Genomic DNA, 23,969 nt, shown 5'->3' on the forward strand with positions numbered 1-23,969 from the left:
CCGCCTGACGAGGGCCGCCGCAGGCGTATGATCACGCGGTGACCTTTCGCGAGTCGGCGGTCCGCATCCCGCGGCGCCTCCGCATCCGACGGGGGCTCCGACTCCATCCGGCGCAGGCCGTGGTGGCGGGGTTCGCCACCGCCGTCCTGGTCGGCACCCTCCTGCTGTGGCTGCCGCCGATGACCGTCGAACCCGGCGGCACCACGTTCATCGACGCACTGTTCACGGCGACGAGCGCGGTGTGCGTGACCGGCCTCACCGTCGTCGACACCGCCGTGCACTGGAGTCCGCTCGGCCACGCCGTCATCCTGCTGCTCATCCAGGCGGGCGGCCTGGGCATCATGATCTTCGCCTCGCTCATCGGCCTCGTGCTCGCCCGCAGGCTGTCGGTGCGGGCGCGCCTGAACACCGCGACCGAGGCCAAGGCGGTCGGCTTCGACGACGTGCGCGGACTCGTGCGCGGCATCGTGCTCATCTCGTTCGCGATCGAGGGCGCGACGTGGGCATTCCTGTTCCCGCGCTTCCTGTTCGGGTACGGCTACAGCCCGGGGGATGCCGCGTGGCACGCGCTCTTCCACTCGGTGTCGTCGTTCAACAACGCCGGCTTCGCGCTGTATTCGAACAACATGATGGACTTCGTCGCCGACCCGCTCATCTGCCTGCCGATGGCCGTGGCGATCATCCTCGGCGGGCTCGGCTTCCCCGTGATCATGCAGCTCCGCAAGGAGTTCACGCGACCCCTGCACTGGACGATGAACACGAGGCTCGTGCTGTGGGGCACGGTCGTGCTGCTCGCCGGCGGATGGCTCTACCTGACCGTCGTCGAGTGGGACAACCCCGACACCTTCGGGCCCCTCGACCCGGCCGCGAAGCTGCTCGCCGGATTCTTCGCGTCGGTGCAGACCCGCACCGCCGGCTTCAACAGCGTCGACATCGGGCTCATGCACGACGAGAGCTGGATCGCGATGGACGCGCTCATGTTCATCGGCGGCGGACCCGCGGGCACCGCCGGAGGCATCAAGGTGACCACGTTCGCGGTGCTCTTCTTCATCATGATGACCGAGTTCCGCGGCGAGGGCGCGGTGAACATCTTCGGCAAGCGGCTCTCGCGAGCGGTGCACCGCCAGGCGATCACGGTCGTGCTCGTCGCGGTCGGCGCGGTCGTGGTCGCGACCGTGGTGCTGATGCACCTCACGGGGCTCGGGCTCGACCGGGTCCTGTTCGAGGCCGTCTCCGCGTTCGGCACCGTCGGGCTCTCGACCGGCATCACGGGCGACCTGCCCCCTGCTGCCGAGGTCGTGCTGGTGCTGCTGATGTTCCTCGGCCGCATCGGCCCGCTCACGCTCGGCTCGGCGATCGCACTCCGCGAGCGCCGCATCCTCTACGAACTCCCCAAGGAAAGGCCCGCCATTGGCTAGGTTCTCGCTCTTCGGCGGCGGTGCCGCCGACACGTCCCGGCGGATCGCCGAGGCGGACTCCGTCGCCGTCATCGGCCTCGGCCGGTTCGGCAGTTCGCTCGCGCTCGAGCTCATGCGCGCCGGCACCGAGGTGCTCGGCATCGACGCCGACGAGGAGATCGTGCAGGCGCTGAACGGCGTGCTCACCCAGGTCGTCCGCGCCGACTCCACGAAGGCGGAGGCACTGAAGCAGCTCGCCGTCGACGAGTTCGACCGCGTCGTCGTCGCGATCGGCTCCGACATCACCGCGTCGATCCTCACGTGCTCGGTGCTCCTCGGCATGAAGACGCCGATCATCTGGGCGAAGGCGGTGACCGAGCAGCACGCGCTGATCCTCGAGCAGCTCGGCGTGCACCACGTCATCCGGCCGGAGGCCGAGATGGGCAAGCGCGTCGCGCACCTGGTCCGCGGGGCGGCACTCGACTACATCGAGATCGAGCCCGGCTACGCGATCGTGAAGTCCGCACCGCCCGCGCGCCTGCACGGCGTGCCCCTCGGGCAGACCGGGCTCCGCAGGGAGTACGGGGTGACGGTCGCCGCCTACAAGCACCCGGGCCAGGAGTGGCACAACGCCGACGCCGACACCGTGCTCGCCGAGGGCGACACGATCCTCATCGTCGGGCCCACGCGCAAGGCCGAGGGGTTCGCCCAGCTGCGTTGAGCGCTGCGCCGAGCGGATGCCGCGGCATCCGCTGACCGCTCACCGATGGCGCCCGCTTAGGGTGGGAGGATGACCGACGCGACGAAGCCCTCCGGCATCATCCTCGACGAGCTCGACCCCGAGGTGCGCCCGCAGGACGACCTGTTCCGGCACGTCAACGGCAGGTGGATGGACCGCACCGAGATCCCCGCCGACAAGGCCCGCTACGGCAGCTTCATCGTGCTGTACGAGGAGGCCGAGCAGGCCGTGCGCGAGATCATCGAGGAGGCCCGGGGCGCCGAGCCGGGCACCGAGGCGCGCAAGGTCGGCGACCTCTCCGCGTCGTTCATGAACGAGGAGCGCGCCGAACTGCTCGGCGCCACCCCGATCGCCGGCCAGCTGGTCGAGACGTCGCTGCCCGGCACGATCGACGAGCTGCTCGAGACGGTCGGCCGGCTCGAGCGGCAGGGCGTCTCCGGGTTCGCGCAGCTGTTCGTCGACAACGACCCCGGCGACCCCGAGCGCTACCTCGTGTTCGTCGAGCAGGGCGGCATCGGCCTGCCCGACGAGAGCTACTACCGCGAAGAGCGCTTCGCGGGTATCCGCGACAAGTACCGGGCGCACCTCGAGCGCATGTTCGGCCTCGCGCAGCTCGATGACCCCGCCGCCCGCGCGAAGCGCGTCTTCGACCTGGAGACCGAGATCGCGGCGACCCACTGGACCAACGTCGAGTCGCGCGACAGCCAGAAGACCTACAACCTCCGGCGGTGGTCGGATGTCGCGGCATCCGTCGCCGGCGCCGGCGACCTCGTGCGCCGCGTCGACCTCGACCTGTGGCGCGACGCGATGGGCGTGCCCGCGCACGCGTTCGACGAGCTCGTCGTGCGCCAGCCGAGCTTCCTCGAGGGGCTCGGGAAGCTCCTCACCGACCACCGCCTGCCGGCGTGGCGCGACTGGCTGGCCTGGCAGGTCATCCGCTCGAGCGCCGCGTACCTCTCGAAGGACTTCGTCGACGCGAACTTCGACTTCTACGGCCGCACGCTCTCGGGCACGCCCGAGCTGCGCGAGCGGTGGAAGCGCGGCGTCTCGTTCGTCGAGGGCGCGATGGGCGAGGCCGTCGGCCGCATCTACGTCGAACGGCACTTCCCGCCGGCGGCGAAGGAGGCCATGGACGAGCTCGTCGCGAACCTCGTCGAGGCGTACCGGCAGTCGATCGCCGGCCTCGACTGGATGGGCGAGGAGACCCGCGCGAAGGCCCTCGACAAGCTCGAGAAGTTCACGCCCAAGATCGGCTACCCCGTGAAGTGGCGCGACTACTCCACGCTCGAGGTCGACCCCGACGACCTGATCGCGAACGTGCGCGCCGCGGCCGAGTTCGAGTTCCAGCGTCAGCTCGGCAAGATCGGCAACCCGATCGACCGCGACGAGTGGTTCATGACCCCGCAGACGATCAACGCCTACTACAACCCCGGGTTCAACGAGATCGTGTTCCCGGCCGCGATCCTGCAGTACCCCTTCTTCGACGCCGAGCGGGATGCCGCGGCGAACTACGGCGCGATCGGTGCCGTGATCGGCCACGAGATCGGCCACGGGTTCGACGACCAGGGCTCGCGCTTCGACGGTGACGGGCGCCTCGTCGACTGGTGGACCGAGGCCGACCGGACCGCGTTCGAGGAGCGCACCAAGGCCCTCATCGACCAGTACGACGTGCTCGTGCCGCTGCAACTCGACGGCGGCGCGACCGAGGGCGAGGGCGGCGCGCCGCACCACGTCAACGGGGCGCTCACGATCGGCGAGAACATCGGCGACCTCGGCGGCCTCGCGATCGCGTGGAAGGCCTACATGCTCTCGCTCGGCGGTGCCGAGCCGCCCGTGATCGACGGGCTGACGGGCGCGCAGCGGTTCTTCCTGTCGTGGGCGCAGGCGTGGCAGCTGAAAGGACGCGACGAGGAGGTCATGCGCCTCCTCGCGATCGACCCGCACTCGCCGAACGAATTCCGGTGCAATCAGATCGTCCGCAACATCGACGAGTTCTACACTGGCTTCGAGGTCACTCCCGATGACGCGCTCTGGCTCGACCCGGCCGAGCGCGTCCGAATCTGGTAGCACCTCCACCCGACCCCGTCCGATCCCGTCGAGCGCACCGCGATGCCGCGGTGGGGGAGCGCCCGGCCCGCACAGGAAGTCCGTCAACGCCACCGTGGTGACCTCGTCGCAGGGTTCCGAGCGCCGTGCTCGGCACGCCTCCTTCCGACGCGGCCGCCACCGCACCGACGAGCACATCGAGGACTTCTCGCGCGGCTTCGACGCGCTCGGCGAACTCGCCCTCGCCGGTGTCCAGGTCTCGGCGCGGGCCACCGATCTCGCCACGGGACGCGTGCTGTTCTCGGTCGACGACCACGTGGTCATGGCGACGGCGTCGATTGGCAAGGTGCTGCTGCTCGTCGAGGTTGCGGCTCGGCTCGGCACGACGAGCCCCGAGGCCTTCACGGTCCTCGACCGCGACCCGCGGGACGCGGTCGGCGACTCCGGAATCTGGCAGCACCTGCAGACGCCGTCGCTGCCCATGGCCGACCTCGCGGCGCTCGTCGGCGCGACCAGTGACAACCTTGCCACGAACGTCCTCATCCGCCACATCGGCCTCGAGGCGGTGCGCGCCCGCACCGAGACGCTCGGCCTCACGCGCACGGCGCTGCTCGACCTCGTGCGCGACCATCGTGGTCCGGATGACGCGCCGCAGCTGTCGATCGGCTCGGCGAAGGAGCTCACCTGGCTGTTCGCGGCGCTCGCCCGCGGCGAGATCGTGAGTCCCGAGGTGTCGCAGCGCGTCGTCGGCTGGCTCTCGCTGAACGCCGACCTCTCGATGGTCGCGTCGGCGTTCGGCCTCGACCCGCTCGCGCACCGCATGCCCGACCACGGCCTGCTGCTCATGAACAAGACCGGCACCGACGGCGGAGTGCGCAGCGAGGTCGGCGTGCTGCGCGGGCCGCGCGCGAGCGTCGCGTACGCGGTGTCGATGTACTACGCCGACACGCAGCTCGCCACGCGCCTCGCGGTGCTCGACGGCATGCGCCAGGTCGGCGCCGACCTGCTCGAGTACGTGCACTGAGCGGATGCCGCGACTCTCGTGCGGCATCCACGCTGCAGCATCCGCTCGGCGCGGCCCTCGGCCGGGGGCTTGACTGCGCCGCCGCGACCGGAGGAACGTGAGGTTCATTCACCGGCGGCAACCCGACGCAACGGTGCACCGGGCGCACGCCGGATGCGGGGGTGGCGACATGCATCAGGTACCCGGACTGCAGCGGCCGATCAGCCGGCGCGCGTTCATCGCGGCGGCGGGAGCCGCGGGCGTGGGGTTCGTGCTCTATGCGACCGGGCCGGGCGGGGAGCGCGTCGCCCTCGCTCAGATCCCCGGCGGCACGCTCGCGCCCGGCGACGTGACGAAGTTCCAGACGCCGCTGCTCATTCCGCCGGTCATGCCACGCGCCGACACGCTTCCCGCTCGGGGCGGCAAGAACATCGACTACTACGAGATCTCGATGCGGCAGTTCGCGCAGCAGATCCTGCCGGCCGGCCTGCCCGCCACGACCGTGTGGGGGTACGGGGCCGTCGCATCGGCGAAGAAGCAGGGACTCCTCCTGCACAACGCGCCCTCGCTCACGATCGAGGCGCGATGGAACCGCCCGGTGCGCGTCAAGTGGATCAACGAACTTGTCGACGAGGCCGGGAACCACCTTCCGCACCTGCTGCCCGTGGACCCGACGCTGCACTGGGCCAACCCGCCGGGCGGGCTCGACCACCGCGACTCACGGCCGGACTTCGACGGCGAGCCGGAACCGTACGACGGACCCGTGCCGATCGTGACCCACGTGCACGGCGCCGTCGGCGTCGGCGACGAGAGCGACGGCTACGCCGAGGCGTGGTACCTGCCGGACGCCCAGGACATCCCCGGTGGCTACGCGACCGAGGGCACCTGGTACGACTTCTTCGCCGGCAAGGCGGAGGCCGGCTTCGGCGCCGAGTGGGGGCCCGGGTTCGCGACGTTCCAGTACCCGAACGACCAGCGCGCCTCCACGATCTGGTACCACGACCACACGCTCGGGATGACGCGCCTGAACGTGTACGCCGGCCCGGCCGGATTCTTCCTCATCCGCGGCGGACCTCATGGCGACGACGCGGTGATCGACGACCGGTCCGGCACGACCGCGGTGCTCCCGGGGCCGGCGCCGAAGGAGAACGACAAGTTCCCGCCGAACAAGACCTACTACGAGATCCCCATCGCCGTGCAGGACCGCTCGTTCAACGACGACGGGTCGCTCTTCTACCCGGACACCCGGGAGTTCTTCGACGGGATCGTCGGGCCGTACATCCCCGATGGCGAGTTCTCGCCGATCTGGAACCCCGAGTTCTTCGGCAACATGCTCATCGCCAACGGCAACACCTGGCCGTTCCAGGTCGTCGAGCAGCGCCGGTACCGGCTGCGCTTCCTCAACGGATGCCAGTCCCGATTCCTCATCCTCGACTTCAGCGGCATCCCGGGCGTCGAGGTGTGGCAGATCGGCAACGAGGGCGGCTTCCTCGCGGCCCCGGTCAACCTGTCCGCGGACCACGCCGGGCAGGTCCTGCTCGGCCTCGCGGAACGGGCCGACCTCATCGTCGACTTCACGAACGTGCCGCTGGGCAACCACGTCCTCGGCAACCTCGGTCCCGACGAGCCGTTCGGAGGCGGCGTGCCCGGCGTCGACTTCGATGCCGCCGACCCCGAGTCGACCGGCCAGGTGCTCGAGTTCCGCGTCGTGCCCGCGGTCGGCCCGGATCCGACGACGCCGCCGCAGCACCTGGTGCTTCCGGCGCTCGCGCCGCTTCCGGCTGAGACGGTCACGCGCCCGCTCGCGCTCATCGAGAAGATGGGCATGGGCGTCGACGCGAACGGAGACCCCCTGGAGGGCCCGGTCGAGGCGCTGCTCGGCACCGTCGAGGGCGGCGTCCTCGCCGAGCGGCTGTGGATGGACGAGGTGTCCGAGAACCCCGCCGTCGGCGCGACCGAGGTGTGGGAGTTCGTCAACGCGACGGGCGACGCCCACCCGATGCACGTGCATGAGGTCGCGTTCGAGGTCGTCAACCGTGAGGGCCTCGTGCTCGCGGACGACGACGAGATCGCCGAGCCCGTGCAGCCCGATGGCGTCGTGACGCCGCCGGAGCCCTGGGAGACCGGCGTCAAGGACACGGTCATCGCCTACCCGGGCCAGGTCACGCGGGTTCGGGCGACCTTCGCCCATCCCGGCCAGTACGTGTGGCACTGCCACATCGTCGAGCACGAGGACAACGAGATGATGCGGCCCTACCGCATCGGCCCCGAGCAGCCGGGACAGCCGAGCGGGAGCCCGTGACCCGCGCCTGATCGAACGAGCGGATGCCGCGGGCACACGCCCGCGGCATCCGTCGCCCCTGCACCGGGTCTCGTCAACCCTTCTCGGCCCCCGCCGTCGTGTTCATGATGCGGCGCTGGAAGATGAAGAACAGCACCGCGACCGGGATCGTCATGAGCACCGCCGCCGCCAGCTGCAGCGGGAACTGGTTGCCCGAGCCGAGCTGCCCCGACACGAGCGAGGCGACACCTGTCGTGAGCGTGTTCAGGTCGGGGCTCTGCCGCGACACGATGAAGTGCTGCAGCTCGTTCCACGAGCCCTGGAAGCTCAGGATGATGAGCGTGACCAACGCGGGGCGCGCCATCGGCAGCACGACCGACCAGAACGTGCGGAACTGGCCCGCGCCGTCGATGCGCGCCGCTTCCTCGATCGACACGGGGATCGAGTCGAAGAACTGCTTCATGATGAACACCCCGGCCGCCGTCGACAACAGCGGGATGATCATGCCCGCGTACGAGTCGTACAGGCCGAGTTGCTGCAGGATCAGGAACCGGGGGATCAGCAGCACCACGCCCGGCACCGCGAGCACGCCGATGAAGAACAGGAACACGAACGCGCGTCCCCGGAACTTCAGCCGCGACAGCGCGTAGCCGGCGAGCGAATCGAAGAACACGCGCCCGAGCGTCACGACCACCGTGACGAGCAGCGTGTTGCCGAACCAGAGCGGGAACGGCACGTCGGTGAAGAGCCGCTCGTACGCCGCGAACGTCACCGTCTCGGGGAGGAGCGAGAGGCCGTTCCGGGTGGCATCCGCGTCGGTCTTGAAGCTGCCCGCGACCGACAGGATGAACGGGTAGATGTAGATGAGCGCCAGGCCGATCAGGATCAGGTAGCTCGTCCAGAGTCCTGCACGCACCTTGGCCGGTGTGCGGCGGCGCCGCGGCGTGGGGCGAGCGGATGCCGCGCCCCCTTCACCGTCGGCCGTGACCGCTCGCGTGCTGAGATCGGTCATGATCAGCTCCTCTTGCGGTGGTCGTCATGCTCGGCGGCGTCGGCCCCCGAGACGAGCGCGCGGTCGGTGGCGTCGGCGCCCACGACTGCCGACGCGGCGTCGGGCTCGTGGCGGCGGAGCTCCTCGCTGCCCGCCGCTCCGCGGGCGCGCCGTGCCGGCCCGCCCATGCCCTTCGGATCGCGCTCGCGAAGCCACCACCGCTGCAGGAGCGTGAGCAGGATGATGAAGACGAACAGGATGAACGCGATCGCCGCGCCCTGGCCCCACTGGAGCTCGTTGAACGACGTCTCGTAGGCGAGGAACGCGGGCGTCGTGATGGTGCCGCCCCCGGTCGATCCCCCGAGCACGTAGATCTGGTCGAACACCTGCCACGAGCCGATGAGTCCGAGCGTGAGCACCGTGAACAGCGTCGGCCGGAGCATGGGCACGGTGACGGAGAAGAAGGTGCGGACGGGGCCGGCGCCGTCCATGCGCGCGGCCTCGTCGATCTCGCCGCCGATGGCCTGCAGCCCCGCGAGGAACAGCAGCATGAAGGTCCCGGAGGTCGTGAAGATCGCGAGCGCGATCAGCGTGCTCATCGCGACTGAGGGGCCGGCGAGCCACTCCCACCACGTGATGCCGAGCGGACCGTCTTGGGCCAGGGCCTCCGGGGGACTCGTGAGGCCGAAGACGGCGAGCAGGTTGTGGAACACCCCGCTCGCGTCGTTCAGCCAGTTCGGGCCGTCGATCCCGAAGAATCCCAGCACCGCGTTGACCGCACCCGACGCGGTGAACAGGAACTGGAACACGATGACGATCGCGACCGTCGAGGTGACCGACGGGAAGTAGAACGCGGTGCGGAAGAAGCCTCGCCCGCGCAACACCGCACGGTTGACCTGCACCGCGAGCAGCAGCGCCACGATGGTCTGCAGCGGCACCACGAACACGACGTACCAGAGGTTGTTCCGCACGGCCCGGCCGAAGTTCTGCTGGTCGAGCCCCGGCTCGGTGGTGATGGCGGCGTAGTTCTCGAGGCCGACGAAGTTCACGTTCGGGTTCAGCGGCGACCGGAAGCCGTTCCAGTCGCTGAAACTGACCCAGAGGGCGAGCAGGATCGGGACGGCGAGGAACACCACCACGATGACGACGGCGGGCGTGACGAAGAGCCAGCCCGCCCGGGCCTCGCCGCGGCGGAGACCTCCGCCGCGACGAGACCCGGAAACGGTGCCGGTCATGATCAGCCGTTCGCCTCGGCGGCGGCCGCCTCGAGATTCTCCTGGAACGGTCCGAGCACTGCGGCCGGGTCGGCGAGTCCCTGCGACTCGAGCGACGTGTTGAATTCGGCCACCGCGGCCGCGGCGCCCGAGAAGGCGACGGGGCTCTGCGCGTACTCGACGCCGGCCACGAAGGCCGCGTTCTCGGGGAACTGCTCGGCGTAGGCCGCCGAACCCGATTCGGTCGACGGGATCACGCCGAACGCCTCGGCGAACGCGAGTTGCTGCTCGTCGGCGGTGAGGTACTCGACCAGGTCGACTGCGGCGTCGCGCGTGTCGGACTCGATCGGGATACCCCAGCAGTTGCTGAACGCGAAGGTCGACGGGCCACCGGGACCCTCGGGCAGCTCGACGCTGATGAACTCGCGGTCCGGGAAGTCGTTCGCCATCGCGCCGTTGATCCACGGACCCTCGATCACCATCGCGGCCCGGCCGAGGCCGAACGCCTCGCCGGCCCAGCCGGCTTCGAGGTCCTGCGGGTACGCGAGCGCGCCCGCGTCGATCAGGCCCTGCAGGTACTCCAGTGCCTCGGCGTTCTCCGGGGAATCGGCGGTGACCTCGCCGTCCTCGTAGACGCCGCCGCCGGCCTGTCCCATGAACGTGCCGACGCGCTGGTACTCGCGGCCCATGGAGAGCCCGACCTGGTCCCCGGTGGTCAGCTGCTCCGCCACGGACTGCAGGCCCTCCCAATCGGTCGGCACGTCGGCGTCAGTGAGGCCGGCGGCCTCCCACGCGGCCGTGTTGATCTGCAGTCCGAGCGTCGAGAAGTCCTTCGGGGCGCAGTAGAACTGGTCCTCGTAGCTGAACTGCTCGCGCAGCGCGGGCAGGAACTGGTCGGCGTTCTCGAGGTCCTCGGCGTACGGCTCGATGAAGCCCTGGGCGGCGTAGGTCTGGAACTGGTCCCACGGCATGTAGAACAGGTCGGGCGGGTTGTTGCCCGAGAAGCCCTGACCGAGCTGCTGCACGAGGTCGTTCGCAGCGATGACCTCGACGGTGTTGCCGGATTCCTCCGCCCACGCCTCGGCGGCCTCGGTGACGGCGGTGGTCTCGGCGTCGCCGGACGAGCCGATCAGGATGCTGAGTTCCTGTCCGCTCGCCTCGCCGTCGCCGTCGCCGCCGTTCCCGCCCGGGGAGCAGGCGGCTAGGGTGATGACGAGTCCCGCCGCCACGGCGACGGCGCTCCATTGTGATGTCCTCACGATGTATCCCTTCTGTGATTGCCGGCCTCAGGTGCCGGGGATCGCGTCGAGCGCCAGGTGTCCAGGCCGTCGCTCGACGAGATGGGGCGCGAGGAGCCGGTCTGCCGGCTCCTCGTTGCTGCTCGGATTCGGGCGCACGTCGTCGCCCTCGGGCCCGAACAGCAGGTCGAGTGCGGCGGCCACCACGTCGTCGAGGGGCTGCTCCACGCTGGAGAGCCCGACGGCGGCGGCCACCGGGGTGTCGTCGAACCCGACGACGGGGAGCGCGGGGCGCCCGGCGGTGCGGGCGGCGATCATCGCCCCGAGCGCGAGCGAGTCGCTCGCGCACACGATCGCGTCGGGAGGCTCCGGCAGGGCGAGGAGCTCCGCGGCGGCGCGCGAGCCCTCGGTGACGCCGTCCACGGCGTGCCGGGCGAGTCGCTCGCGCACGTCGGCCTCGAGGCCGCACTCGGCCTCCCACCCCGCGCGGCGCTCGTCGCCCGTGCCGGAGCCGTGGGGCCAGCCGATCCAGCCGACGCGCTCTGCGCCCTGCCGGCGCAGATGGCTCACGGTGTCGGCCACCCCGGCGCGGCCGTCGACGTCGACCCAGCGGTGGGGCACGGCGCGCGTCTCCGGGTCCCAGGGTCGGCCGAACGCGACGAACGGGACGCCCTGCTCGGTGAGCGCGCGGATGCGCTCGTCGCCGTGGGTCGTCGCGGTGAGGACGAACGCGTCGACGTCGGACCCCTCGCGGAGGCGGCGGATGCGGGCGAGCTCGTCAGCGGGGCTGTCGGCCGAGAAGACCATGACGCGGAGCCCGCGCGCGTCGGCGTGCTCGGTGAGCTTGTGGAGGAAGCGGTCGAGCACGGCGCCGGAGATGCCGTCGCGCCACGGGTCGATGCGGACGCCGATCGTGGCCGACTTCCGTGTGCGGAGACGCCGTGCCGAGGCGTGCGGACGGTAGCCCAGACGATCGATGGCCTCGAGCACGCGTTCGCGAGTGGCTTCGCGCACGATGCCGGGGCTGTTCAGCACGTTCGACACCGTCTGGCGCGAGACGCCGGCGGCCTGCGCGACGTCCTCGACGGTCGGCATCCGTGACACTGCGCCTCCTTTGGCTCGTGCGGGTCGTCTTCGGCGACGATCTGTCGATCCGCGGAATCCACCGGTTTGATCGATCAAATCTTTGCTAATGTTGCCCACAATCCGACAGCGGTGTCAACCCATGCGGCGTCACCGTTCCATCACGAACCGGAAGCGAGCACACCGTGACCGCATCTCTCCAGCCACTGCTGCACGACGCGCTGGCGGTCCTGCGGGCGCCCACCCAGGCCTGGTCGTCGCCCGACGGCGACATGGGCCGCGCGCCCGTCCACGGCATCTACAGCGCCGACGTCCGGCTCGTGCGCGGCCTGCGCCTCACGGTCGACGGGCACGCGCCCGAGCACCTCGCCACGGGCGGCGACCGAAGCGATCGCGTGCGCATCGACGCACTCGTGCGCACCCTCGACGACCCCACGCCCGATCCCGGCGTTCGGCTCGTGCTCGACCGCGCCGTCGACGCCGACGGCGTCGCCGACACCGTGACCCTGCGCAATCGGCGGCACGTCGAGGTGCGCGCCCGCATCGAGATCGAGCTCGAGCCCGACGCGAGCCCCGTCGACCACGTCAAGCTCGGCGCTGCGACGGCATCCGGCCCGCAGCCCGCTCTCGACGGCGACGTCGCCGAGTGGGGCGGTGATCAGGTCACCGCGCGTCTCTCGGCAGACGGGCTCGACGTGCACGTCGACGCCCGCGGCATCCGCCTCACCGCCGATGTCGTCGTGCCCGCAGCCGGCGAGGCGACCGTCGGCTGGCGACTCGACACCGTCGACGACGCCGCCGTCGTGCGCGGCGTCGGCACGCCCGCGCCGTGGAGCACGCCCGCAGTCACCGCCGCCGACGACCGTCTCGCGCGCTGGATCGCACAGGGCCTCGCCGACCTCGACGCCCTCCGCATGACCACCGTGCGGCAGCCCGGCGCCGAGTTCATCGCCGCCGGCGCCCCTTGGTTCTTCACGCTCTTCGGACGCGACTCCATCTGGACCGCGCGCATGCTGCTCCCGCTCGGCACGAAGCTCGCGGGCGACACCCTCCGTGTGCTCGCCGGCCTGCAGGGCGCGCGGGTCGACGACGTCACCGCCGAGGAGCCCGGCAAGATCATGCACGAGCTGCGCCGCGCGGCACTCGCGCTCGACGGCGACGAGGGCGAGCTCCCGCCGCTGTACTACGGCACGGTCGACGCGACCGCCCTCTGGATCGCGCTGCTGCACGACGCGTGGCGCTGGGGCCTGCCCGACGACGAGGTGCGCGCCCTGCTGCCGAACCTGCAGGCCGCGCTCGCGTGGATGCGCGATCACGGCGACGCCGACGGCGACGGCCTGCTCGAGTACGTCGACCGGTCGGGTCGCGGCCTGGCGAACCAGGGCTGGAAGGACTCCGGCGACTCGGTGCAGTGGCGCGACGGCTCCCTCGCCGAGGGCCCGATCGCGCTGTGCGAGGTGCAGGCGTACGCCTACGAGGCGGCAGTGCGCGGCGCCGACGTGCTCGACGCGTTCGGCGTCGAGGGCGGCGTCGAGTGGCGCGCGTGGGCCGCGCGCCTGCGTGAGCGCTTCCACGCCGGTTTCTGGATCGACGATCCCGCGGGCGCGTACCCCGCGATCGCGCTCGACGCCGACAAGCGCCCAGTCGACACGGTCACGTCGAACATCGGGCACCTGCTCGGCACGGGTCTCCTCGACGCCGACCAGGTCGACCTCGTCGTGCGCCGACTGACCGACCCGACGCTCGACTCCGGGTACGGCCTGCGCACCATGTCGACCGACTCGGACGGCTACTGGCCGCTCAGCTACCACGGTGGCACCGTCTGGGCGCACGACACCGCGATCGCCGTGCTCGGCCTCGCCCGCGAAGGTCGTGGGGCGGATGCCGCGGGGCTCGTCGAGGGCCTCCTGCGCGCAGCCGCGGGGTTCGGGTACCGGATGCCCGAGCTCCACTCCGGCGACCCGGCGAGCGAGGTCGCGGTGCCCGTGCCGTACCCGGCAGCGTGCCGCCCGCAGGCGTGGTCGGCCGCGGCATCCGTCGCCGTGCTCACCGCCGTGCTCGGGCTCGAGCCCGACGGCGACGAGGTGCGCACGAGCCCGATCGGGTCGTTCGGTGCGGTTGCGATCGACGGCGTGCGCGTCGCCGGCAGGGAGGTGCGCGTCGGGTAGGCCCTCCACATCGCCGGGTGATACACCTGCCCGCGAGTGATACGGCCGTATCGGTATCACTCGACGGGACCTGTATCACTCGGCGGGCGAGCACCGCGTCACCGACGCCGCCCGCGAGCAGCGCGATGGGGTCGGCTGAGCCGGCCGCCGTCAGGCGAGCTTGCGGAGGACCCGGCTCAGCGTCGCGGCGAACTCAGCGGGGTCGGGCGGCGGCGCGCCCGCGTCGGCGCTCCGCGACCAGGCCAGGCCCATGTAGCGCATCACGCCCGCGAGCAGGTGCGTGACGAGCTCGGCCTCCTCGGGAACCTCGGCGAGTTCGGCCTCGCCCGCGCCCGCCCGCAGCGCCTGCTGGCGCAGCCGCAGCTCGAGGATCTCGCGCAGCTCGCCCTCGATCCGGGTGAGGCGTTCCATCTGGCGCGCCATGAGCGTGGGGTTGCCCGAGATCGCGCGGATGCGCCGCGACAGCAGCGCGGCGTCGCCGGGCAGGCGGGCGGGATCGACGCGCACGAGCCCGGTCGCCTCGGCGAGCAGCGGGCCGTCCGAGACGATGAACGCACGGGCGGCCCGCTCGTCGACCTCGGGCAGCTCGGTGCCGAGCAGTGCCGCGTCCTTCGTCTTGAAGTGGTTGAAGAACGTGCGCTGGCTGACGCCGGCCTCGTGGCAGATCATGTCGACCGTGACCCCGTCGTAGCCGTGCTCGAGCACGAGGTCGACGGCGGCGCGCTCGATCGCGGCGGTGGTCTCCGCGACGCCGCGACGGCGCGATCCGGGCTCGGTCGACATGATCTGCTCCTCGGTCTACTCGTACCGTAGCGAGTCGATCGGGTCCTGCCGCGCCGCGCGCCGGGCGGGCAGCACGCCCGAGAGGAACGCGACGAGCATGATCACGAGGATCACCGTCGCCACGGTGGCCGGCTCGAACAGCAGCAGCGTCAGGCCCGGCAGGTCGGCGAGGACGGTCGTCGAGGCGCCCGCCGAGATCGCCGAACCGACGCCGATCGCCGCGAGCGCGCCGACCGCCGAGCCGAGGAGGCCGATGACGACCGCCTCGAGGCTGAACAGGCCGAACACCCGCCCGTTCGACATGCCCATGGCCTTCATCAGGCCGATCTCGCGCGTGCGTTCCTGCACGCTCATCAGCAGCGTGTTGACGATGCCGAAGGATGCCGCGACGAGGGCGACGATCGCGAAGGCGCTGAGCACGCCGATGATGCCGGTGATGATCGTCTGGATGACGCCCAGCTGGTCCTCCACGGTCTGGCCGGCCAGGTCGGCGTCGCCGAGGTCGGCCTTGACCGCGTCGATGTCGGCGGCCGTGACCGCGCCGTCGGCGCCCGAGCCCTCGAGGTAGGCGACCGCGACGGCGTAGGCGTTCGCCTGGCCGGGCACGGCCTGCGCGTCGGCGACCTCGTCGGTGAGCGCCTGGTTCACCCCGGATCCCGCGGCGAGCAGGCTCGTGCGCGCGACACCGACGACCTCGGCCTCGAGCGTCTGCTCGGCCATCGCCGCGTCGGTGTAGCCGAGCGTGACGGTCTCGCCGATCGCGGACTCGGCGTCGTCGAAGCCGAGGGGGTCGACGTAGTCCTCGGGGAGCAGGATCTGCAGGTTCTCGGCCTCCTGGTCGAGCTGCGCGCCCGCGACGAGGTCGCTGCGGCCGATCGACGAGGTGGGGTTCACGTCGAGCTCGAACCGCGCGACGTCACTCGCGCTCGCGTCACCGGCGACCCAGTCGACCGTGATCTGGCGCACGGGCTCGACGCGGTCGACGCCGTCGATGGCGCGCGTGGCGTCGAGGTCGTCGTCGTTCAGCAGGGTTCCGGCGCCGAGCGGATTCGCCTGGCCGGACTGCTGCCGGCCGTCGGGGTCGTACGCGTTCGGCCCCTCGGTGGTGTCGGTCGAGGCGGCGGGCGTGACGAGCAGCACGTCGCCGGTGCTGAGCGCCTCGACCTGCGTGGTGACGTAGTCGTTCACGCCCGCGCCGAGTGCGGTGGTGAGCGTGAGGGTGAACGCGCCGACGAACAGGCTGAGGGCCGTGAGGGTCGTGCGCAGCTTGCTGCGGAACGCGTTGCGCGTCGCGGTGGTGATGACGTCGGCGGCCCTCATCGACCCGCTCCTTCCGTGACGACGGATGCCGCGGCATCCGCTCGGGCGATGATGCGGCCGTCGGCGATCGTGATGCGCCGGTCGCAGCGCGCGGCGAGCTCGTCGTCGTGGGTGACCACCACGAGCGTGAGGCCGCGGTCGCGCTGCAGGCCGAAGAGGAGGTCCTCGACCTGGCGCCCGGTGGCGGAGTCGAGGTTGCCGGTGGGCTCGTCGGCGAAGATCACATCGGGCTCGTTGACGAGGGCGCGGGCGATGACGACGCGCTGCTTCTGCCCGCCCGAGAGGTCGGTCGCGCGGTTGCGGGCCTTGTCGGCGAGGCCGAGCGACTCGAGCACGGCCATGCCGCGACGGGCGCGCTCCCGCGGCGGCACGCCGGCGACGAGCAGCGGAAGCGTCACGTTCTCGAGGACGCTCTGCTGGGCGGTGAGGAAGAACTGCTGGAACACGAAGCCGAAGCGCTCGTTGCGCAGGCGGTCGAGGTCGCGGGTCGCGGCGTCGGCGACGTCGTCGCCGTCGACCTCGATGCGACCGGCGTTCGGGCGGTCGAGCAGCGCGAGCAGGTGCATCAGCGTCGACTTGCCCGAGCCCGACCGGCCGACGATGGCGAGCGATTCGCCGCGGTGCACGTCGAGGCTGACCCCCTTCAGCGCGTCGAAGCGGGTCTCTCCGGATCCGTAGGTCTTGGCGAGGTCGACGGCCCGAAGCACGGGGGCGCCTCTGGGCGGGGCGGCGGGGATCATGACGGATGTCCTTTCAGTCGCTACATCAATAGTATGCAGTAACTGTAATCCTGGGTGCGCTTGCTGCAATGAACCTCGGAGAAGGCTGTGTCGCGGCTATGGTCACGGGCCGAACGTCCCATGCGGTGCCGGGCCGTCGGCGTACGCTCGGCCGGGTCGCACGACGGCGGGTGGCGCAGCGCTCCTCGATGCGCTTGAGGGAGATTCGACATGGACGAGCGGACGACGGACGTGCTGGTCGCGGGATACCAGGACATCGAGACGGCACAGCACGACTTCGACGAGCTCGTGGCACTCGTGCGCGCCAAGACCGTGAAGATCGAGGGTGCGATCCTCGTGAAGCACGACCTCGACGGCGAGGTGACCATCGCCGACACGGGTGACCACTTGGGCCGCAAGGGCGCGGGCTGGGGTGCCGGGGTGGGGCTCGCCGTCGGCCTGTTCGCCCCCGCGCTCATCCCGGCGATCGCCGTCGGTGCGGCGGGCGGAGCGCTCGTGGGCGTGTTCGCCGACAAGCGGATGAAGAGCGGCATCGCCGACCACATCGGCGCGAACCTCCCGCCCGGCCGAGCGGGGATCATCGTCGTGTTCGACGACGAGTACCGGCTCGCGGTCGAGCAGGCGCTGCCGGGTTCGCCCGCGAAGTCCATCGCCCAGTCGGACGGGCACGGCATCGCCCGGCTGAAGGAGTCGCTCGCGGAGGCGGCCGGCAAGTTCGCGCCCGACCGCACGGTGCTCCCGCTGAAGGACCCGACGTTCGGCGGCACGGCCGGACGCACCATCGACCAGTCCGTGCCCGACTGGACCGTCGTCATGACGCCCAAGCCGCCCGCTGGTGCGCCCAACGTGCTCGTGGTGCTCATCGACGACGCCGGATTCGGCAACCCGAGCACCTTCGGCGGGCCCATCGACACGCCGAGCATGACCCGCGTGCAGCAGATGGGCCTGGCCTACAACCGCTTCCACGTCACCGCGATCTGCTCGCCGACGCGAGCTGCGCTCCTCACGGGACGCAATCAGCACCGAGTCGGCTTCGGCTCGATCGCGGAGTACCCCGGCCCGTTCCCGGGCTACACCGCCGCCGTGCCGAGGAGCTGCGCGCCGGTCGCGCGCATCCTCCGGGACAACGGCTACGTCACCGGCGGCTTCGGCAAGTGGCACCTCACGCCCGACAACCTGCAGGGCGCCGCCGGTCCCTTCGACCGGTGGCCGAGCGGCTGGGGCTTCGACCACTGGTGGGGCTTCCTGAGCGGCGCCGCCGGACAGTACGACCCGATCATCACGCAGGACAACGCCACGCTGGGCGTTCCGCAGGGCAAGGACGGGACGCAGTACTACCTCCCGGACGACATCACCGACAAGGCCGTGGAGTGGCTCCACGCGGTGCGCGCTCAGGACCTTGCGAAGCCGTGGTTCATGTACTACTCGACCGGGTGCTCCCACGCCCCGCACCACGTCGCCTCCGAGTGGGCCGACAAGTACAAGGGCCGGTTCGACGCCGGCTGGGACGAGTACCGGAAGACCGTGTTCGCGCGCCAGAAGGAGCTCGGCATCGTGCCTCCGGACGCCGAGCTCACCGAGCGGCCCGACCTGTTCCCGGCGTGGGACTCCCTCTCCGACGCGGAGAAGACGCTCTACGTGCGCCAGATGGAGGTCTTCGCCGGATACTCCGAGAACGCCGACTGGAACGTCGGGCGCCTCCTCGACTCCATCGAGGAGATGGGCGACCTCGACAACACGCTCATCTTCTACATCTGGGGCGACAACGGTGCGAGCATGGAGGGCACCATCACGGGCTCCTTCAACGAGCTCACCTTCCTCAACGGCATCCCGCTCACCCCCGAGCAGCAGCTCGCGCTCATCGAGGAGCACGGCGGCATCGAGGAGCTCGGCGGCATCGACACCGCGCCGCACTACGCCGCCGCATGGGCATGGGCCGGGAACACCCCGTTCCAGTGGGGCAAGCAGACCGGAAGCCACCTCGGCGGCACGCGCGACCCGATGGTCGTCGCCTGGCCCGACCGGATCCCGGGGGGCGGCGAGATGCGCTCGCAGTTCACGCACTGCATCGACATCGGCCCGACGATCCTCGAGGCGGTCGGGCTGCCCGAGCCGACGCGCGTCGACGGCATCCAGCAGGAGCCGATGGACGGCACGAGCTTCGTCCACACCTTCGATGACGCGGCCGCGGAGGAGCGCCACACGGTGCAGTACTTCGAGTCGATGGGCAACCGGGCGATCTACAAGGACGGCTGGTGGGCCTGCGCCCGACTCGACCGGATCCCGTGGGACTTCTCGCCCCCCACGATCGCGAAGCTCGCGCCCGGCGTCTACGACCCCGAGCAGGACATCTGGGAGCTCTACTACCTGCCCGACGACTTCCCCCAAGCGCACGACCTCGCCGCCGAGCAGCCGGAGAAGCTGGCCGAGTTGAAGGAGCTCTTCTGGCAGGAGGCCGAACGCAATAGGGTCCTGCCGCTGCTGGGTGGCATGTCGGTCTTCTTCGGCATCCTCCCGCCGCTGCCCACGACGACCCGCTTCACCTTCCATGGCGACGTCCAGAACGTGCAGCGGGGCATGATCCCGCGCATCTACGGCCGCTCGTACGCGATCGAGGGCGATCTCGTCGTCCCCGACGGCGGTGCCGAAGGCGTGATCGTCGCGAACGCCGACGAGATCGGCGGCTTCGCGCTGTGGGTCGACGGCGACGGGCTCCTCCACCACACCTACTCGATGCTCGGCGTCGAGCAGTACCGACAGGTGTCGACCGAGCCGCTTCCCACGGGCCGGGTCGCGGTCCGCATGCAGTTCGACGCCGACGAGGTGAAGCCCGGCACGGGCGGGACGGCGTCGCTCTGGGCGAACGGAGCGAAGATCGGCGAGGGCCGCATCGACCGCACCGTCCCCATCGCGTTCTCGTCGTACTCCGGCATGGACATCGGGCGCGACAACGGCCTCGTCGTCGACGCCGCGTACAAGGATCGGGCGCCGTACGCGTTCACGGGCACGGTGAACGCCGTGGTGTTCGACCTGAAGCCCGCACCGGTCAGCGTGGAGCAGCAGCTGCATCACGCCTCCGGGGCGACGCGGATCGGCGCCGGTGCCGCGGGTTAGCGCGATCGCGCCTCCGGCCGGGCGAACAACAGCATGACGCTGAGCACCAGCACCCATGCCGGGAAGAGCAGCGGGGTCCATTGGCGCTCGCCGGAGGCGACGAGCAGGACCAGGGCGACGAGGTAGCCGAGGTAGTACACCCAGCGGGGCACCGATGAGGTCCGCAGTCCGACGGTGCTCACCGAGAGGGTGAAGACCGCCGCCATCCGCATCGCATAGACCGAGATGAGCGTCTCGGTGCTGGTCCGGCCGAACGCCCAGAGGTCGGCGTCGGCGTTCACGCTCGACACCATCTCGAGCATGCTCGCCGACGTCACGGCGGCCATGAACAGCGTGGCGAGGAACAGCAGTCCGCTGCCGAGGAAGACGGTGGAGAACAGCCGGTCCTCGATCTCGGCCAGCCGTTCGCGCACCACGCCGATGAACCAGAGGAACGCGATGCCGGCGAACGGCACCAGCCCGAGGCCCCAGGCGAGCAGCGTTCTCCGCTGCGAATCCGACCGGAGCGCTTCGAAGCCGTCCTCGGACGCCGCGAGACGCATCAGCGTCATCGCCGCGACGAGCAGGATGGCGAACGCGATCCCCGCGACCGCGGCACCACGCCTACTCCGCCAGAAGGGCGGGGTCGGCTCCGCCGTCGTCGAATTCTCGTCGCCGGGCATGGTTCCGGCCTCACCGATCCCCGGGATCCTGGGCCGGGCCACTGCCCGGCCGGGACGTCCGGTGACCACGACGCGGGAGACCGCGGACGGCGAGGTCGGCGACCGCGCCGTCCGGTTCCGGCCCCCGCGCCGCCTCGGCCCTGCCGTACCGGACCGCGAGCGGCGCCGCGCTGGCCCCGTGCGCGACGACGCTCAGGGACACCGTCGCCGCGATGACGGTAACGGCGAGGTCGGCATCCGATTCGCCGAGTTCTTCCAGTGCCAGCAGGGCGAACACGAGGGACGCCAGACCCCGGGGCCCGAACCAGCCGACGAACAGGACCGTGTTCCGATCGAGGCCCGACCCGATCAGAGCGATCGCAACGGGGAGCATCCGCGCGATCGTGAGGCTCAGGATCGCGTAGAGCACCAGCATCGGGGTGAGGCGGTCGAGGAGGAGCGGAACAGCGATCGCGCCGAACGCGAGCCACACGAGCAGCGAGACGAGGCCGCTGGCCTGCTCCAGGAACACCAGCTCCGCGCGCCCGCGACGCCCCGCGGTCGCGCCGAATGCCATGCCACCGCAGAACGCCGCCACGAACCCGTTGCCGCCGACGACGAGCGCCGCCAGGTAGGCGACGAGCGCGAGTGCCAGGACGGCGATCCCGGCGAAGTCCTCGGCGACCCAGCCCTTCCGGCGAGTGAGGCGCAGCAGGGCGCCGCCCGCCGCTCCGATCACGACCCCGATGAGCGAACCGGTCGCCAGCTGGGCGAGCGCCGGTCCGAGGCCCGAGGCGCCCGCCACGCCTTCGGCCGCTGCCGCACCGGCGATGGCGAACATCACGACCGGGGTGGCGATGCCGTCGTTCAGCCCGCTCTCGACCGTGAGCAGTCGCCGTACCCGCGAGGGCACCGCCGGGTTCGCCACGACGGGCACGCCGAGCGCCGCGTCGGTCGGGGCGAGCGCCGCGGCGACCAGCAATGCGAGCCATCCGTCGAGGTCCGGGAAGAACCACTTCGCGAGGCCCCACCCGGCCAGGATCGTCAGGGGCAGCCCGATGCCGAGAAGCCGGGAGTACCGGCCGAGGTCGGCTCGGAGGTCTTGGACACGCACCCGTGCGGCATCGGAGAAGAGCACCCAGACCAGGGCGAGTTCCGCCAGCGGCTTCAGGGTCTCCGGAGCCCCTGCGGCCTCGACCAGGCCGAGGGCGACCAATCCCGCCCCGAGCAGCGTGAAGACGATCGGGGCGGCGAGGTCAGCGCGCTCCAGTCGTGACGCGACGGCTCCCCAGAGGAAGACCGCCGCCGCCACGAGCAGCACCACCAACTCATCCATGTCCCGCCTCGCCGGCCCGAACGGCTGCTCGAGCCGTACCGTGCCGTGCCGTACCGCGATGCCGCGGGACTCGCCGCTCGCGGGCCGGCCGCCGGCATCCGGGACCAGCATCTCAGCACGTGTCCGGGGGCCCGGGGCCCTTGGTCCTGCAACCGGCGCGCGGCGCCGGCCGGCACTCAGGGCGTGCGCGCCGGGTCGGCCAGCAGCGCGACCCCGTCGATCACCGCGCGATGCGTCTCGGGCGCGCCGAGGATGCGGAAGTGCCCGGGCACGGGCACCCGGATGTTCGTCGCCCCGTCGAGCACGCTCCCGCCGGGGATGTGCGGGTCATAGCGGCCGAACACCGACACGATGCGGGCGTTGACGGATGCCGCGCGCCCGAGCATCACGATCGTCTCGTCGCTCGGCAGCAGCGCCCGCACGCTCGGGTCGATGATGAGCCGTGCCATCCGCGAGCCGGCGAACGGCGTGCAGATCGCGACGACGCCGAGCAGCCCGCGCGCGCCCGCGGGGACCCCGGCCCCGTCGTCGACGGACGCCGAGCCCGCGGCATCCGCTTCGGCCACCAGCAACTGCTTGGCGATGAGCCCGCCCTTGCTGTGCGCGACGATCACGCGGCCCGCGGGCGGCACGGGCACCTTCGCGAGCGCCCTCTCGAGCTTCTTCGCGGTGTCGGCGACGCCGCGCCGGTTGGTTCCCATGCCGTGCACGACCCGCACCCGGTGCCCGGCCGCCGAGAGCGCGTCGCCGAGCGGCCGCATGAACGACCAGTGCTCGTAGATGCCGGGCAGCAGCACCACCTCGGGCATCGACGGGTCGCCCGACCGCCAGGTCGCGGGCGGACGCCACCCCTCTTTCACCGCGGCGACCTGCCGCCAGCCGGCGTAGACGTAGTCGCCGGCCCACCACCAGCCGCGTTCGAGCGGCGACGGCGGCGCGGGCTCCGAGACCCGGTCGATCTCGCGCCCGACGACTTCGCCGCGCGCGTGCCGGGCGATGAGGTCGGCGACCCGGTCGCCCGCGGTGACCATGGTCTCGTGTCCGCGGTCGGGCACCTCGACGTAGCGGCCGTGCGGCAGCATCATCGCGACCTGCTCGGCCCACGGCCGGGGCGCGAGGTGGTCGTGCTCGCCGCGGATCACGAGCGTGGGCGCGGCGACATCCGGCAGCACCAGCTCGATGCGGTGGTCGAGCATCTGACCGAGCTTCTTGAAGTACCAGCGCGGCCCGGCCTGCAGGTACGAGCGGACGGCGAGCGCCACGACCTTCGGGCGCGTGAGCGACGGGTCGCCGAGCAGCCTGACCCCCTGGATCACGGCCGAGCGCTCGCGTGGGTTCACGGTCGGCGCGATGAGCACGACGGATGCCACGAGGTCGGGTCGCTGCACGGCGGTCTCGGCGACGATCTGCGTGCCCATCGAGTGCCCGACGAGCACGACGGGCGCATCGAGGCCCTCCGCGGCGATGAGCTCGGCGAGGTACTCGCCCGCCTCCGACATGGTCTGCGGACGCTCGGGCTCGGGCGCCTCGCCGAACCCGGGCAGGTCGAGCGCGAGCACGCGCCCGGTGCGCGCGAGCGAGTCGGCGAGGTCCGACCAGTACCGGTGCCCCATGCCGATGCCGTGCACGAGCACGAAGCTGGGACCGCCCGTGCCGGACTCGGTGATCACGGTCACCTTGTCGCCGCGGCGGAACTCGCGCGTCCGCGACATCCGCACCCCCTCGCCGGCCGCGCAGCCTCCCGATTCAGGAGATCGGAGGCTGCTCAGGACCGAATCGGCGGATCCATCCTGATCCGCGCACCTTCTCCTGCATCGATCATGCCGGATGCCCTCGCCACACGTGCATCGGCGGGCGGGCCGGGGAGGAGCCCGC

Annotated in this window: 17 protein-coding genes; 7 read left to right on the plus strand and 10 right to left on the minus strand. The window is 71.3% G+C overall.

Features of this window, described 5'->3' with window-relative positions; all coding sequences use genetic code 11:
- Window positions 1-38: 38 nt before the first annotated feature.
- The 5 genes from ACULK4_RS00550 (at window position 39) to ACULK4_RS00570 (ending at window position 7,487) form a co-directional block, all read left to right on the plus strand.
- Window positions 39-1,418, plus strand: a complete 1,380-nt coding sequence (locus ACULK4_RS00550) for a TrkH family potassium uptake protein (protein ID WP_445963975.1) — start codon at window positions 39-41, stop codon at window positions 1,416-1,418.
- The gene (locus ACULK4_RS00555; RefSeq protein ID WP_445963976.1) at window positions 1,411-2,118 is read left to right on the plus strand and encodes a potassium channel family protein; all 708 of its coding nucleotides are present in this window, start codon (window positions 1,411-1,413) and stop codon (window positions 2,116-2,118) included. Before ACULK4_RS00550 ends, ACULK4_RS00555 begins: the two co-directional genes overlap by 8 nt.
- 69 nt (window positions 2,119-2,187) lie before the next feature.
- Window positions 2,188-4,203, plus strand: coding sequence for a M13 family metallopeptidase (locus tag ACULK4_RS00560; RefSeq protein WP_445963977.1), 2,016 nt, complete (start codon window positions 2,188-2,190; stop codon window positions 4,201-4,203).
- Window positions 4,204-4,297: 94 nt separating this feature from the next.
- Window positions 4,298-5,206, plus strand: coding sequence for a serine hydrolase (locus ACULK4_RS00565; protein WP_445963978.1), 909 nt, complete (start codon window positions 4,298-4,300; stop codon window positions 5,204-5,206).
- A 169-nt stretch (window positions 5,207-5,375) separates the two neighbouring features.
- Entirely contained in the window at window positions 5,376-7,487 is a 2,112-nt protein-coding gene (locus ACULK4_RS00570; RefSeq protein ID WP_445963979.1) for a multicopper oxidase family protein, read from the plus strand.
- A 73-nt stretch (window positions 7,488-7,560) separates the two neighbouring features.
- On the opposite strand, the gene ACULK4_RS00575 is transcribed toward ACULK4_RS00570, so the two are convergent.
- The 4 genes from ACULK4_RS00575 to ACULK4_RS00590 are packed head-to-tail and all read right to left on the minus strand — an operon-like array spanning window position 7,561 to window position 12,004.
- On the minus strand, window positions 7,561-8,478 hold the full coding sequence (locus ACULK4_RS00575) for a carbohydrate ABC transporter permease (protein ID WP_445963980.1): 918 nt from the start codon (window positions 8,476-8,478) through the stop codon (window positions 7,561-7,563).
- A gap of 2 nt (window positions 8,479-8,480) precedes the next feature.
- The gene (locus ACULK4_RS00580; protein ID WP_445963981.1) at window positions 8,481-9,692 is read right to left on the minus strand and encodes a carbohydrate ABC transporter permease; all 1,212 of its coding nucleotides are present in this window, start codon (window positions 9,690-9,692) and stop codon (window positions 8,481-8,483) included.
- 2 nt (window positions 9,693-9,694) lie between these two features.
- Complete coding sequence (locus tag ACULK4_RS00585; RefSeq protein ID WP_445963982.1) at window positions 9,695-10,930, minus strand: sugar ABC transporter substrate-binding protein; 1,236 nt, start codon at window positions 10,928-10,930, stop codon at window positions 9,695-9,697.
- Between the two features lie 27 nt (window positions 10,931-10,957).
- The gene (locus ACULK4_RS00590) at window positions 10,958-12,004 is read right to left on the minus strand and encodes a LacI family DNA-binding transcriptional regulator (RefSeq protein ID WP_445964151.1); all 1,047 of its coding nucleotides are present in this window, start codon (window positions 12,002-12,004) and stop codon (window positions 10,958-10,960) included.
- Window positions 12,005-12,177: 173 nt separating this feature from the next.
- On the opposite strand from ACULK4_RS00590, the gene ACULK4_RS00595 reads away from it, so the two are divergent.
- Window positions 12,178-14,160 carry a glycogen debranching N-terminal domain-containing protein gene (locus ACULK4_RS00595; protein ID WP_445963983.1) on the plus strand — a complete coding sequence of 661 codons (1,983 nt, stop codon included), beginning with the start codon at window positions 12,178-12,180 and terminating at the stop codon, window positions 14,158-14,160.
- Window positions 14,161-14,310: 150 nt separating this feature from the next.
- On the opposite strand, the gene ACULK4_RS00600 is transcribed toward ACULK4_RS00595, so the two are convergent.
- From ACULK4_RS00600 to ACULK4_RS00610, 3 genes are read right to left on the minus strand one after another with little or no spacing between them, the layout of a single operon-like run.
- Window positions 14,311-14,943: a TetR/AcrR family transcriptional regulator gene (locus ACULK4_RS00600; RefSeq protein WP_445963984.1), complete on the minus strand. Its 633-nt coding sequence runs from the start codon at window positions 14,941-14,943 to the stop codon at window positions 14,311-14,313.
- Between the two features lie 15 nt (window positions 14,944-14,958).
- Window positions 14,959-16,263: an ABC transporter permease gene (locus tag ACULK4_RS00605; RefSeq protein ID WP_445963985.1), complete on the minus strand. Its 1,305-nt coding sequence runs from the start codon at window positions 16,261-16,263 to the stop codon at window positions 14,959-14,961.
- Window positions 16,260-17,003, minus strand: a complete 744-nt coding sequence (locus ACULK4_RS00610; RefSeq protein ID WP_445963986.1) for an ABC transporter ATP-binding protein — start codon at window positions 17,001-17,003, stop codon at window positions 16,260-16,262. Before ACULK4_RS00610 ends, ACULK4_RS00605 begins: the two co-directional genes overlap by 4 nt.
- Before the next feature lie 210 nt (window positions 17,004-17,213).
- Here ACULK4_RS00610 and ACULK4_RS00615 point away from each other — a divergent pair, with 210 nt between their 5' ends.
- Window positions 17,214-20,117: an arylsulfatase gene (locus ACULK4_RS00615; RefSeq protein ID WP_445963987.1), complete on the plus strand. Its 2,904-nt coding sequence runs from the start codon at window positions 17,214-17,216 to the stop codon at window positions 20,115-20,117.
- Here ACULK4_RS00615 and ACULK4_RS00620 read toward each other — a convergent pair.
- The 3 genes from ACULK4_RS00620 to ACULK4_RS00630 all read right to left on the minus strand — a co-directional run bounded on the left by ACULK4_RS00620 (window position 20,114) and on the right by ACULK4_RS00630 (window position 23,806).
- A complete protein-coding gene (locus ACULK4_RS00620; RefSeq protein WP_445963988.1) occupies window positions 20,114-20,779 on the minus strand; it encodes a hypothetical protein in 666 nt (221 codons plus the stop codon). The genes ACULK4_RS00615 and ACULK4_RS00620 overlap by 4 nt on opposite strands.
- A 10-nt stretch (window positions 20,780-20,789) precedes the next feature.
- On the minus strand, window positions 20,790-22,094 hold the full coding sequence (locus tag ACULK4_RS00625; protein ID WP_445963989.1) for a cation:proton antiporter domain-containing protein: 1,305 nt from the start codon (window positions 22,092-22,094) through the stop codon (window positions 20,790-20,792).
- Between the two features lie 176 nt (window positions 22,095-22,270).
- Window positions 22,271-23,806 (minus strand): alpha/beta hydrolase, encoded by a 1,536-nt coding sequence (locus tag ACULK4_RS00630; RefSeq protein WP_445963990.1) that lies wholly within the window; start codon window positions 23,804-23,806, stop codon window positions 22,271-22,273.
- Between the last annotated feature and the right edge of the window lie 163 nt (window positions 23,807-23,969).

Source organism: Agromyces selenitireducens (assembly GCF_052748465.2).

What these genes read in the sequence shown, in the direction of transcription:
- ACULK4_RS00560 (WP_445963977.1), top strand. Translation starts at nt 2,188, where the DNA reads ATGACCGACGCGACGAAGCCCTCCGGCATCATCCTCGACGAGCTCGAC.
- ACULK4_RS00570 (WP_445963979.1), top strand. Translation starts at nt 5,376, where the DNA reads ATGCATCAGGTACCCGGACTGCAGCGGCCGATCAGCCGGCGCGCGTTC.
- ACULK4_RS00575 (WP_445963980.1), bottom strand. Translation starts at nt 8,478, where the DNA reads ATGACCGATCTCAGCACGCGAGCGGTCACGGCCGACGGTGAAGGGGGC.
- ACULK4_RS00580 (WP_445963981.1), bottom strand. Translation starts at nt 9,692, where the DNA reads ATGACCGGCACCGTTTCCGGGTCTCGTCGCGGCGGAGGTCTCCGCCGC.
- ACULK4_RS00590 (WP_445964151.1), bottom strand. Translation starts at nt 12,004, where the DNA reads ATGCCGACCGTCGAGGACGTCGCGCAGGCCGCCGGCGTCTCGCGCCAG.
- ACULK4_RS00600 (WP_445963984.1), bottom strand. Translation starts at nt 14,943, where the DNA reads ATGTCGACCGAGCCCGGATCGCGCCGTCGCGGCGTCGCGGAGACCACC.
- ACULK4_RS00605 (WP_445963985.1), bottom strand. Translation starts at nt 16,263, where the DNA reads ATGAGGGCCGCCGACGTCATCACCACCGCGACGCGCAACGCGTTCCGC.
- ACULK4_RS00610 (WP_445963986.1), bottom strand. Translation starts at nt 17,003, where the DNA reads ATGATCCCCGCCGCCCCGCCCAGAGGCGCCCCCGTGCTTCGGGCCGTC.
- ACULK4_RS00615 (WP_445963987.1), top strand. Translation starts at nt 17,214, where the DNA reads ATGGACGAGCGGACGACGGACGTGCTGGTCGCGGGATACCAGGACATC.
- ACULK4_RS00620 (WP_445963988.1), bottom strand. Translation starts at nt 20,779, where the DNA reads ATGCCCGGCGACGAGAATTCGACGACGGCGGAGCCGACCCCGCCCTTC.
- ACULK4_RS00625 (WP_445963989.1), bottom strand. Translation starts at nt 22,094, where the DNA reads ATGGATGAGTTGGTGGTGCTGCTCGTGGCGGCGGCGGTCTTCCTCTGG.
- ACULK4_RS00630 (WP_445963990.1), bottom strand. Translation starts at nt 23,806, where the DNA reads ATGTCGCGGACGCGCGAGTTCCGCCGCGGCGACAAGGTGACCGTGATC.